The 13,024-nt window shown below is 63.2% G+C and carries 8 protein-coding genes; 1 reads left to right on the forward strand and 7 read right to left on the reverse strand.

Annotated features, from left to right (window positions below; all coding sequences use genetic code 11):
• Positions 1-10: 10 nt before the first annotated feature.
• From C0Z19_RS04565 to C0Z19_RS04595, 7 genes are all read right to left on the reverse strand, one after another.
• Entirely contained in the window at positions 11-3,475 is a 3,465-nt protein-coding gene (locus C0Z19_RS04565) for a transglutaminase family protein (RefSeq protein ID WP_102608615.1), read from the reverse strand.
• A gap of 45 nt (positions 3,476-3,520) precedes the next feature.
• The gene (locus C0Z19_RS04570; RefSeq protein WP_102608616.1) at positions 3,521-4,570 is read right to left on the reverse strand and encodes an alpha-E domain-containing protein; all 1,050 of its coding nucleotides are present in this window, start codon (positions 4,568-4,570) and stop codon (positions 3,521-3,523) included.
• 48 nt (positions 4,571-4,618) lie between these two features.
• Entirely contained in the window at positions 4,619-6,091 is a 1,473-nt protein-coding gene (locus C0Z19_RS04575) for a circularly permuted type 2 ATP-grasp protein (protein ID WP_102608834.1), read from the reverse strand.
• Between the two features lie 525 nt (positions 6,092-6,616).
• Complete coding sequence (locus tag C0Z19_RS04580) at positions 6,617-7,735, reverse strand: ABC transporter ATP-binding protein (protein ID WP_102608617.1); 1,119 nt, start codon at positions 7,733-7,735, stop codon at positions 6,617-6,619.
• A 101-nt stretch (positions 7,736-7,836) separates the two neighbouring features.
• Positions 7,837-8,694, reverse strand: coding sequence for a carbohydrate ABC transporter permease (locus C0Z19_RS04585; RefSeq protein ID WP_175084064.1), 858 nt, complete (start codon positions 8,692-8,694; stop codon positions 7,837-7,839).
• Positions 8,684-9,625 carry a carbohydrate ABC transporter permease gene (locus C0Z19_RS04590; protein ID WP_102608619.1) on the reverse strand — a complete coding sequence of 314 codons (942 nt, stop codon included), beginning with the start codon at positions 9,623-9,625 and terminating at the stop codon, positions 8,684-8,686. The genes C0Z19_RS04585 and C0Z19_RS04590 overlap by 11 nt, the downstream gene beginning before the upstream one ends.
• A 120-nt stretch (positions 9,626-9,745) precedes the next feature.
• Positions 9,746-10,999 carry an ABC transporter substrate-binding protein gene (locus C0Z19_RS04595; protein ID WP_102608620.1) on the reverse strand — a complete coding sequence of 418 codons (1,254 nt, stop codon included), beginning with the start codon at positions 10,997-10,999 and terminating at the stop codon, positions 9,746-9,748.
• Between the two features lie 530 nt (positions 11,000-11,529).
• Here C0Z19_RS04595 and zwf point away from each other — a divergent pair.
• A complete protein-coding gene (gene zwf, locus C0Z19_RS04600) occupies positions 11,530-12,990 on the forward strand; it encodes a glucose-6-phosphate dehydrogenase (RefSeq protein ID WP_102608621.1) in 1,461 nt (486 codons plus the stop codon).
• The last annotated feature ends 34 nt before the right edge of the window (positions 12,991-13,024 follow it).

A 13,024-nucleotide genomic window follows, 5' to 3' on the forward strand; every position in this document is an offset into this window, starting at 1 on the left:
CTGGCTTCGGTCAGTCGTCGAACCCGGCCCGACGCAGATCGAGTGTAAAAGGCATCTCGAGGCTGCGCTCGCGCGTTTTCACGGACATCGGCCCGGGTGTATGGCCGATCGTGAGAAAACGCGCGCGCTGCCGACTCTGCGCTTCATAGGCGTTGACAGGAAACGTCTGATAATTGCGTCCACCCGGATGGGCGACATGATACTGGCATCCGCCGAGAGATCGCCCGGCCCACGTGTCGACCAAATCGAAGGTGAGCGGCGCATGCGTGCCGATGGTCGGGTGCAGCGACGCGGCCGGCTGCCACGCGCGGTATCGCACGCCCGCCACATACTCGCTCGTGCGGCCCGTAGGTTGCAACGGCACCGGCACGCCATTGATCGTTACCGTGTGGCGATTTTCATTGAGACCGAGCACGCGCACCTCGATACGTTCGAGCGACGAATCGACGAAGCGCACCGTGCCGCCGGGCGCCCCTTCTTCCCCCATCACATGCCAAGGCTCCAGTGCATGGCGCAGCGTCAGCGCGACGCCGCTCGCGTTGAACTCGCCGACGAGCGGAAAGCGGAACTCGAAATGCGGCGCGAACCATGTGCGCTCAAATGCATAGCCGGCCTCGCGCATGTCGGCCAGCACATCGTCGAAATCCATCTGCACGAAGACGCCGAGCATGAAGCGATCGTGCAGCTCCGTGCCCCAGCGCGTGAGCCGCGTTGTATACGGCGTGCGCCAGAAGCGTGCCACGAGTGCGCGCAGCAACAACTGTTGCGCAAGACTCATGCGCGCGTGCGGCGGCATCTCGAATCCGCGCAACTCCAGCAGTCCGAGGCGGCCGGTCGGCCCGTCGGGGGAATAGAGCTTGTCGACGCAAAACTCGGCGCGGTGCGTGTTGCCCGTCACGTCGATGAGAATATTGCGCAGCGTGCGGTCGATGAGCCACGGCGGCACCGATTGCCCGCCCTCGCCGAGCGTCGCCAGCCGATCGAGCTGGCGCTGCAACTCGCGAAAAGCGATTTCGAGTTCGTAGACCTGGTCGTTACGCGCCTCGTCGACGCGCGGCGCCTGGCTCGTCGGGCCGATGAACAACCCGGAAAAAAGGTACGACAGCGACGGATGGTTGTGCCAATAGGCGATCAGGCTCGCGAGCAAATCCGGGCGGCGCAAAAACGGACTGTCCGCAGGGGTCGCCGCGCCGAGCACCATGTGATTGCCGCCACCGGTGCCGGTATGGCGGCCATCGAGCATGAACTTCTCGGGGCCGAGATACGATTCGTGCGCAGCGCGATAGAGAAACTCCGTGCGTTCGACCAGTTCGTCCCAGTTCGAAGCCGGATGAATATTGACTTCGACCACGCCGGGATCGGGCGTCACCTGGAGCACCTTGAGGCGCGCGTCGCGCGGCGGCGGATAGCCTTCGAGCACAACCTTGACTTGAAGGTCCGTCGCCGTCGCCTCCACGGCGGCCAGCAAGTCCAGATAATCGTCGAGTACGGCCAGCGGCGGCATGAACACATACAGCGCCCCGCCCTTGCGCCCGGAGGCCGACGCACTGGCCTCGGCCTGCGGCCCGGCCGCGCGCGCCGGATCGCGCGCTTCCACGCACAGTGCCGTGCGCCGTACCCCCGACGCCGACTCGCCGTGCTTCGGCACGCCCACATCGGGCGCGGGGGCGCCGCGACCTTCCACGGACGCCACATGCGCACGCGCGCTGGTCGCGCGATCGGCACCGGCAGCGTGCGGCGCGTACTGCACGCGCAGTTGCGCGGCGGCGCGCAATTCCCCAGGCGGCCCGAACGGATCGTGCTCATGCAGCCACGGATAATCGGCTGCGCTGACCCAGGGAAGCGAATCGAGCGGCAAGCGGTAGCCCATCGGCGAATCGCCGGGCATCAGGTACATGCGCTCGTCGCGAAAAAACCAGGGGCCCGTGGCCCAACGCGGCCCCGCAAGCGTGGCGGCCGTATCGCGTTCGCGCGACAGCGGCAGCGCGTAGCCCGTCACGGCCGACAGCCCTGCATCGAAGACACGTCGCAGTCGCAGCCGTTCGAGTTCGTCGTCGAGACGCGAGTCGAAGGGATCGACGTTGATCGGTAGACGCCGCTCGCGCCAGAGGTAGTACCAGACATCTTCGTAGCCGGGCTGGATGTAGCTGTCGTCGAGTGCGAGCTTGTCCGCGAGATGACGAATGAACCGCTGCGCATCGTCCGACGTATAGTGCATCGGCTCTCGCTCATCGGCGAAACGCGTCGGATCGTGCCAGCACGGTTCGCCGTCAGTACGCCAATACAGCGAAAGTGCCCAGCGCGGCAATTGTTCGCCCGGATACCACTTGCCCTGCCCCATGTGCAGAAACCCGTTCGCGCCATAGCGCGCGCGCAGCTTGTCCATCAGCGAAACCGCATAGCCACGCTTGGTGGGCCCGAGCGCATCCGTGTTCCACTCGGCGGCATCCCGATCGCGCACCGAAACGAAGGTGGGCTCGCCACCCATCGTGAGTCGCACGTCCATCGCCTGTAGATCTGCGTCGACCTGCGCGCCCACGCGCTCCACCGCCATCCAGACGGCTTCGTCGTACGGCTTCGTCACGCGCGGCGTCTCCAGCACGCGCGTAATCGACATCGAATGGGCGAATTCGACCTCGCACTCGTCGAGCGCGCCCGACACCGGCGCCGCGCTGCCGGGCTGCGGCGTGCAAGCGACGGGGATATGGCCTTCGCCGGCCAGCAGCCCCGAAGTGGGATCGAACCCGATCCACCCGGCGCCCGGCAAAAAGACCTCGCACCACGCATGCAGATCGGTGAAGTCGGCCTCGGGACCGGAGGGGCCGTCGAGCGCTTTCTCGTCAGGCGCGAGCTGCAACAGATAGCCCGAAACGAAGCGGGCGGCCAACCCGAGTTGGCGCAGCGTTTCCACGAGCAGCCAACCGGTGTCGCGACAGGAACCGGAGCGCTTCTCCAGCGTCTCCTCCGGCGTTTGCACGCCAGGCTCCATGCGGATCAGATAGCCGACTTCCTGCGCGAGCCGCTGATTGAGCGCCACGAGAAAGTCGACCGTGCCGCACGGCTTTCGATCGATGCTTTCGACGAAGGCGGCGAAGCGCGGCGTCGGCTCCGCGGTACGTTCGAGATACGGCGCGAGTTCAGCCGCGAGCGCGGGCGCGTACTCGAACGGGAAGGTCTGCGCCTCGGGTTCGAGGAAGAAGTCGAACGGGTTGTAGACGGACATCTCCGCCACGAGGTCCACCGTGACGCGAAACTCGCACGTAGGCTCGGGAAACGTGAGGCGGGCCTGGTAGTTCGCAAAGGCATCCTGCTGCCAGTTGACGAAGTGATGCGCCGGCTCGACGCGCATCGAATAGCTGAGGATAGGCGTGCGACAGTGCGGCGCCGGCCGCAGTCTGACCACTTGCGGGCCGAGCGTCACCAGGCGGTCATAACGGTACTGCGTGACGTGAGTTAGGGCGACGCGGATCGACACGTGTAAACCTCGACGAAAGTACCGGAACGATTCGGCCCGCAACGCTCATGCCGCGTGCGGCTGAATTTGCGATTGCGACTGCGACGAAGATTGCGAGGCCGCTTGCGACTGGCTCTGCGTTTGCACGACCGTGGGCTCCGGCGCGAGCGGCACGAGAAAGTCGCAGCTGATGCAACTGCCCAGCTCGTTGATGCGCGCAAGGAATTCGGTGAGCCAGAGATGCAGACCCTGGCGCAAAATGTCGGCGACCTGTACGGCGCGCACGTCCGCGTGCAAGCGAGCGACCATTGCTTCCGCCTGCGCCGAGCGCGCATTGCGCACGCGGCCGATGATCTGGCCGAGTTCGTCGAGACTGGCGGCGAGCGAGCGCGGCCAGTCCGCGCACAGAATCAACAAATGGGCGACGCGCTCGGGCACGATCACATCGCGGTAGACCTTGCGATAAACCTCGAAGCCCGACACGGAGCGCAGCACCGCGGCCCAATGGTAGTAGTCGAGCGATTGCGCGAGCGGCTGCGCGGATGCCCCGCCGCGTTGTTCGAGCATCTCGTACTTCACATCGAGAATGCGCGCGGTGTTGTCGGCGCGCTCGAGAAACGTGCCGAGCCGCATGAAGTAAAACGCTTCGTCTCGCAGCATCGTGCCGAGCTGCACGCCGCGCGAGAGATGCGAGCGGAATTTGACCCATTCGAAGAACTCGCCCGGATCGCGCTCGAGAACGCCGTCGGCGAGCATGCGCTGCGCCTCGAGCCACGTCGTGTTGAGCGTTTCCCAGAGTTCGGTCGTGATCGAGCCGCGCACGGCCCGCGCGTTCTCGCGCGCCGCCCGCAAGCAATTGACGATCGACGAAAGGTTATCGCGATCGCTCGACATGAATGCGATCACGTCGCGGCTCGCCATGCTCGGATGAGCGGCCGCATAGATGCCGGCGAGCTCCGAGATCGAGAGCATCGCTTTCCATCCGAGCGCCGCGTATTCGTCCGATTGCGGGACGAGCGCAAGTTGGTAGTTCGCGTCGAGCATGCGGGCCGTATTCTCGGCGCGCTCGGTGTAGCGAGCCATCCAGAAAAGGTGATCGGCGGTGCGACTTAGCATGGTGCCTCCGCAGGGGCGTTGATCGAACGAGGTGCGAGACCGCGCGAATTACTGTTCGAGGACCCACGTATCTTTGGTGCCGCCGCCTTGCGAAGAATTGACGACGAGCGAGCCTTCACGCAATGCAACGCGGGTCAAACCGCCCGGCACCATACGCACGTCGCTGCCGGAGAGCACGAATGGACGCAGATCGATGTGACGCGGCGCGATGCCGGCTTCGACGTAAGTCGGGCAAGTCGACAGCGCGAGCGTCGGCTGTGCGATGTACTTGCCGGGCTGCGCGAGCAAGGCGGCACGAAACGCCTCGATCTCGGCCGTCGTCGCGGCGGGACCGACCAGCATGCCGTAGCCGCCCGCGCCGTGCGTTTCCTTGACGACGAGCTCTGGCAGGTGATCGAGCACGTAGCGCAGATCGTCCGGCTTGCGGCACATCCAGGTGGGCACGTTGCACAGAATCGGCTCTTCGCCGAGGTAGAAGCGGATCATGTCCGGTACGTACGGATAGATCGACTTGTCGTCGGCGACGCCCGTGCCGACCGCATTGGCGAGCGTCACGTTGCCGGCGCGATAAGCCGACAGCAAGCCCGCCGCGCCGAGTGTCGAGTCCGAGCGGAAGACTTCCGGATCCAGGAAGTCGTCATCGACACGCCGGTAAATCACGTCGACGCGCCGAGGCCCCTGCGTCGTACGCATATAAACGAAGCCACCGTCGACGTAGAGATCCTGTCCCTCGACGAGTTCGACGCCCATTTGCTGAGCGAGAAACGCATGCTCGAAATACGCGGAGTTGTACATGCCGGGCGTGAGCACGACGATCGTCGGATCGGCCGCGCCGTGCGGCGCCGCCGCGCGCAGCGTATCGAGCAGCAGATCCGGATAATGCTCGACGGGCGCCACCCGGTTGCGCGCGAAAAGATCGGGGAAAAGCCGCATCATCATCTTGCGGTTTTCGAGCATGTACGACACGCCGGACGGCACACGCAGGTTGTCCTCGAGCACGTAGAACTCGCCGGCGCCGGCACGTACGATGTCGATGCCGGCGATGTGCGCGTAAATATCGCGCGCCACGTCGACCCCTTGCATCTCAGGCCGGTACTGGCCATTGGCGAGAATCTGCTCCGTGGGAATGATACCCGCGCGCACGATCGCCTGGTCGTGATAGATGTCGTGAATGAACCGGTTGAGCGCGCCGACGCGCTGACGCAATCCGCGTTCCAGAGCTGCCCACTCTTGCGCCGGAAAGATGCGTGGAATGACGTCGAACGGGATCGTGCGTTCCGTGCCGACACCGGTTTCGTCCTTCGCGCCATAGACGGCGAAGGTGATGCCGACGCGGCGAAAGTTCAAATCGGCTTCCGCACGCTTGGCACTGATCTGCTGTTCCGTTTGCGCGCACATCCACGCGAAAAACGCATGGTAGTGAGCACGCGCCTGGCCGCATTGATGAAACTCCGCGGGCGGCAGGCCTGCGAGCGCCAACTCGTTGCGCTCGAACATCTCGCTGAAGAAAGCTTGCTTCATGGCCGATATTTCCGTTCGTTGTTCGGGCGGCGCGCGTCGAAACGCACGGCCCCGGTCGAGCCTCGCTGTCGCCCGTTGTTCGAGCGCAAGCGTTCGGTTATCAAGCATTCTTCGATCGAGGCGGCGGCACGGGCCGGCCACCCCGACAATCCGATCGAAATCGGTCGGACTCCCCATTAAGATCGCGGCCAACGAGGGATTGGGCAATACGAGGAAAACCCGCGGCACGCCCGACTTCGTGCGCCACCTGAGGATGGAGCAGGCTAGGCAATTTGCATGCCGATTCCCGCTGGCCATGGCTTTGCAGGAGCGGGTTCAAAACCGAGGAACATTGGACGGGTGTTTGCGCACCGCGGCGGGGCATCGCGCACGGTTCGATGCACCGAGCCGGAACGCGACTGTAAGAGCGCGTTGAATACTGCGGCGGAAGAAGTGGAAGCGGAAGTGAAAGCAGAAGCGGAAACCTGAAACCGACCGGACGATGCGAGGCGCACCCGGCGCCCCGCACACCTCGTACCGCACGCCTCAGGCGATGCGCGCCTCGGTCTTCGGATCGAACAACACGGCCTTCGAAACATCGGCGAGCAACGTCATGTCTTGCTGCGCCTGCGGATTGGACGCCGGGTGAACGCGGCTGACCGTCCGCTTGCCGTTGATCTGTGCAAACACGAGCGTATCGGGGCCCGTCGGCTCGATCACGTCGACTTTCACCGTCAACGGTTGCAGATCGCTGCTGTTGGCGTCGTGCGCGCCGCGCGCATCGGTAATGCGCTCCGGCCGCAGGCCAAGAATAACGTTCTGACCGACATACCCTTTCACGCGATTCGCTTCGAAGGGCAGCTTCAGAACGCTGCGCGCGACGCCCGTATCGATCTCCATGCCGATGCCCGCGCCCTGCTCGACGAGCTTGCCCTCGATGAAGTTCATCGGCGGCGCGCCGATGAAGCCCGCCACGAACAGGTTCGACGGCGAATCGTAGATTTCCTGCGGTGCGCCGAACTGCTGCACGATGCCGTCCTTCATCACGGCGATGCGATCGCCGAGCGTCATCGCCTCGATCTGATCGTGCGTGACGTAGACGATCGTCGTGCCCAGACGCTGATGCAGCAGTTTGATCTCCGAGCGCATCTCGATGCGCAGCTTCGCGTCGAGATTCGAAAGCGGCTCGTCGAAGAGGAACATGACGGGATCGCGCGCGAGTGCCCGGCCCATCGCCACCCGCTGACGCTGGCCGCCCGACAGTTGTCCCGGCTTGCGATCGAGCAGGTGATCGATCTGCAGCATTGACGACACGCGATCGACGATCTGCGCCTGCTCCTTCTTCGGCACCTTGCGGATGTTCAGGCCGAACGAGATGTTCTCGCGCACCGTCATCGACGGATAGAGCGCATACGACTGGAACACCATCGCGATGTCGCGATCCTTCGGAGAGAGATTGTTGACGACCTTGCCGTCGATGCAGATTTCGCCCTGCGTGACCGTTTCAAGGCCGGCGATCATGTTGAGCAGCGTCGACTTCCCGCACCCGGAGCCGCCGACGAGAATCAGGAACTGGCCGTCCTCGATTTCGATGTCGACGCCCTTCAAGACGGGCACGCCGTTCGGATAGGTCTTGTATACGTCGCGGATGGAAAGGCTTGCCATGCTGAAATCCTTTAATCTGCTTGCTGCTTTCGAATAGTCGAATATACGTTTCGATGGGCGCTCGCCGTGAGCCCTGCACCGCGCCGGGCGAGCGCGCCTGATCAGCCTTTCACCGCACCCGCCGTCAGGCCGCGCACGAAATAGCGGCCCGCGATGATGTAGACGAGCAGTGTCGGCAACGCCGCAATGATGGCCGCGGCCATGTCGACGTTGTATTCCTTCACGCCCGTCGACGTATTCACGAGATTGTTCAGCGCCACCGTGATCGGCATCGAATCGACGCCCGAGAAGACGATACCGAACAGGAAGTCGTTCCAGATCTGCGTGAACTGCCAGATCACGCAGACCATGAAGATCGGCAGCGAGACGGGCAGCAAAATGCGCGTGAAGATCATAAAGAAACCGGCGCCGTCGATGCGGGCGGCCTTCACGAGTTCTGCCGGAATGCTCACGTAGAAGTTACGGAAGAACATCGTCGTGAAGGCAATGCCGTAGACGACATGCACGAGCACAAGACCGCCGATCGTGTTCGAGATGCCGACCAACCCGAGCAGACGCGCCATCGGCAACAGGATCGTCTGGAACGGAATGAAGCAACCGACGAGCAGCATCGTGAAGATCGCGTCCGCGCCGCGAAAGCGCCAGTGCGTCAGCACATAGCCGTTGAACGCGCCGACGATCGACGAGATCAACACGGCCGGGATCACCATACGCACCGAGTTCATGAAGAACGGACGCATACCGTCGCAACGCACGCCCGTGCAGGCCTCGCTCCATGCCTTCACCCACGGCGCGAATGTCCAGTGCGACGGCGGCGTCAGCAGGTTACCGGTACGCAGCTGGTCGAGATCCTTGAACGACGTGGACAACATCACGTAGAGCGGGAACAGGAAGTACAGCGCGAACAGCAAGAGCGCAGCGTAAATGAACGCGCGGCTGAGGTTCATCCTAGGCTGCATTGCGGGTGCTCCTCGATTCCAGATACATGAGCGGGACGAGTACGGCCACGACGGTCGCCAGCATCATCATCGACGAGGCCGCGCCCACGCCAAGCTGCCCGCGGTTGAACGAGAACGTATACATGAACATGGCGGGCAGCGACGACGATGTACCGGGGCCGCCTGCCGTCAGTGCGACGACGAGATCGAACGTCTTGATCGTGATGTGACAGAGGATCAGCAGCACCGAGAAAAACACGGGCCGCATGCTCGGAATCACGATCTTGCGATAAATGGTGGGCAGCGTCGCGCCATCCACTTGCGCAGCCTTGAAGATCTCCGAATCGACACCACGCAGGCCCGCGAGGAACAGCGCCATGACGAAGCCCGTCGATTGCCAGACGGCGGCGATCACGATACAGAAGATGGCCTTGTCCGGGTCGTCGAGCCAGGTGAACGAGAAGCTTGTCCAGCCCCAATCGTGCAGCACTTTCTCAAGGCCCAACGAAGGATTCAGAATCCACTGCCAGGCCGTGCCTGTGACGATGAACGAAAGCGCCATCGGGTAGAGGAACACGGCGCGCAGCGCGCCTTCGTTGCGAATCTTCTGATCGAGCAGGATGGCGAGAAACAGGCCCAGCCCGATGCAGATCGCGATGAACGGAATGCCGAACCACCCGAGGTTTTGCGCCGACGTCCACCAGACGTCGTTCTCGAACAGTTCGCTATAGCGTGTGAGGCCGGCGAACGTGTAATTGGGCATCAGTCGCGAGCTCGACAGCGACAGATAGCCGGTGATCAAGATGAAGCCATAAACGAAGACGAGACTGATCGCCACACTGGGCGCCAGCACGAGCTTCGGAATCCAACGGTCGGCGAGCGCCGACAACGACGAGGTGCGGTGGGATACGGGCGCCACGTTGTTCCCTTTTCCGCTGAGAGAGGCAGCCACTACTCGACTCCTGAGTGCTTGCAGGCCGGCCGGAGCACACCGTACACGGGCTGAGCCCGGCCGGCCAGAGTGACGCAGGCAGACGCCGCATGCAGCGAACGCCTGCCCCTTTGACTACGCTTACTTCGTCTTGGCCGCCTTCGCGAGCGCGGCGACGGCGTCTTGCGACGACTCGTTCGAGTTCATGAACTTCGTCACGACGTCGCTCATCGCACCGGCCGTGGCATCGCCTTGCGCCATGCCGTGGGCCAGCGACGGCACATAGCCGCCGGCCTTGATCGCGGCTTGCTCGTCGGCATACGACTTCTTCGCGCAATCGTCATAGCTGCTCATGTCGACACCCAGACGCACCGGGATCGAGCCCTTGTACAAGCTGAACTGCTTCTGGAAGTCGGGGCTCATGATCGTCTTGGCGAGCGCGAGCTGGCCCGGCGTGGCGCTCTTCTGACCCTTCTGCTGGAAGAACACGAACGAATCGACGTTGAACGTATAGGCCTTTTCCGTACCCGGCACGGCCGTGCAAACGTAATCGACGCCCGCCTTCTTGTTCGCATTCGCGAACTCGCCCTTGGCCCAGTCGCCCATGAACTGCATGCCGGCCTTGCCGTTGATGACCATGGCCGTCGCCAGGTTCCAGTCGCGGCCCGTGCGCGAGCTGTCGAAGTAGGTCGTCAGCTTGCGGACCGTATCGAACACCTTGACCATCTGCGGCGACGTCAGCGTCTTTTGATCGAGATCGACGATCGCCTTCTTGTAGAAATCGGCGCCTTGCGACAGCACGACGTCTTCCCACACCGTGAAGTCTTGCCACGGCTGGCCACCCATCGCGATCGGCTGGTAACCCGCCGCCTTCATCTTGTCGGCAACGGCGAAGAACTCGTCCCAGGTCGTCGGCGCTTTGCCGCCCGCCTTGTCGAGCGCGGCCTTGTTGATGTACAGCCAGTTCACGCGGTGCACCGAGAACGGCGCGGCGACATAGTGACCGTCCGCTTGCATGATCTTGTCGATCTGCGGCGGCAGGTTCTTCTTCCAGTCTTCCGACTTGGCGACCGAATCGATGTTGACGAGCACGCCCTGGTCAGCCCATTCCTTGATCAGCGGCCCTTTGATTTGCGCGGCGCTGGGCGCGTTGCCCGAGATCACCTGCGTCTTCAGTGCAGTCATGGCCGCGGCGCCCGCGCCGCCCGCCACTGCGAAGTCCTTCCACGTATAGCCTTGCTTCGTCATGTCGTCCTTGAGGACGCCGATGGCCTTCGATTCACCGCCCGAGGTCCACCAGTGCAGCACTTCGACGGATTCCGCCGCCTGAGCCGCCGACACGCCCATCATCAGCCCCGTGGCGCACAGCGCAGCCATGATCGCGCGAACTTTCATTCTTTATCTCCTCCAGACTACTGACCAAGTAACGATTACTCCCCTCTTCGACTGGCCGGGGAACGGTGGTTGGGTGCAACAGAACAACAACTCTGGATGTGACCGGGGCCGCTTATCGTGCGCAGACGCTCGCGCCGACGGGTGAGCCCGGCCGCGAAGGTTCGTCAGGAAACGGGTGGTTCCAAACTCAACGACTGTCTCCTCGTTCGAATTCGGCTTGCCGCCTCGCGCGGACCAAGCTCGGGGAGGCAGCGCGCGCTAGACCGCGCTGCTAACATGCACGCGCGATAAACATCGGAGTTTCGCGGCGCATCGCCCGCCGATCGGCCTGGAAAGCCCGCGCCGCCACGAAGGCGCACAAGTTTTTTCAATCGATCGACGTTACCTCTTGATTTGGATTGTAGTTAAACTACAATTCAGTGTCAAAAATATTTTTATCGCGCTACAGACACCGCAACTCGAGCAGCCAGACAGCCCAGACACGTTTCTCGAATCGCGCCCGCAACCCTTTGACCTTCGGCTCAAGACTCATGCAAATCGACTCAGGCTTCACCTTCGTTCTCTTCGGCGGGACTGGCGATCTGTCGATGCGAAAGATCCTTCCTGCGCTTTACGAAGCCCACCGTGCGGGCATGCTGTCCGAGCACGGCAAGATCGTGGCCGTGGCCCGGCACGCGGCCGACCGCGACGGCTACATCGAGTGGGTCAACAGCAACGTCAAGGCCCATGTTTCGAAGGGTGGGCTCGACGAAGCGGCGTGGCGGCGTTTTCTGGAGCGCATCGCCTACGTCAAGCTCGACCTCGGCAAGCCCGAGGATTTCGTTCTGCTGCGCGACGCGCTCGAAGGCCATGCCGGCACGCGCGTGTTCTATCTGGCGACGGGGCCCTCGCTGTTCGTTCCGATCTGCCGCGCACTGGCCTCGGTGGGCCTGAATGAAAACGCACGCATCGTGCTCGAAAAACCGCTCGGCTATGACCTGCGTTCGTCGAACGCGATCAACGACGCGGTGGGCGAGATCTTTACCGAAGAGCAGATCTACCGCATCGATCACTATCTCGGCAAAGAACCCGTGCAGAACCTGCTCGCGCTGCGTTTCGGCAATGCGCTGTTCGAGCCGCTGTGGCGTCGGGAGTGGGTGGAAAGCATCCAGATCACCATTGCAGAGGAATTGGGCGTCGAAGGTCGCGGCGATTTCTACGACAACACGGGCGCACTGCGCGACATGGTGCAGAACCATCTGCTGCAGTTGCTCTCGATCGTGGCAATGGAGCCCCCGCACTCGATGGATTCCGATTCGGTCCGCGACGAAAAGCTGCGCGTGCTGCGCGCGCTCAAGCCGATCGACACGCGCGACATCTCCAAGATGGCCGTGCGCGGGCAGTACCATGCGGGCGTCATCAAGGGCACGTCGGTGCCGGCCTATGCGACCGAACATGGTGTGAAGCCGCAGAGCACGACGGAAACGTTCGTCGCGTTGAAGGTGGAAATCGAGAACTGGCGTTGGGCCGGCGTGCCGTTCTTCCTGCGCACGGGTAAGCGTCTCGCCGAGCGCGTGGCGGAAATCGTCGTCAACTTCCGGCCGGTGCCGCACTCGGCGCTCGGCGCACCCGCGCTGCGGCCCGGCGCGAACCGTCTCGTGATCCGTCTGCAGCCGAACGAATCGATCCGCTTGTACTGTCTGGCCAAGCAGCCCGGCGAAGGGATGAACCTTTCGAGCGTGCACCTGGATCTCGCCTTCGATCAGTTCTTCAAGGAAGGACAGATGGAGGCGTATCAGCGTTTGTTGCTCGACGTGATCAACGGACGTCTCGCCCTCTTCGTGCGGCGCGACGAACAAGAGGCCGCATGGCGTTGGGTCGAACCGATCCTCAACGAATGGCAGACCTCGAACAAGCCGCCCAAGCCGTACGCGTCCGGCACCTGGGGCCCCGCGGCCGCCAGCGCGATGCTGGCGCAGCACGGCACCTGCTGGCTCGAAGAAGAGAATTGATCTGAAGAATGAACGGCTCGGTAGCATTATGCTT

Origin of the sequence: Trinickia soli, from assembly GCF_002879855.1 — a bacterium.
Classification (GTDB): domain Bacteria; phylum Pseudomonadota; class Gammaproteobacteria; order Burkholderiales; family Burkholderiaceae; genus Trinickia; species Trinickia soli.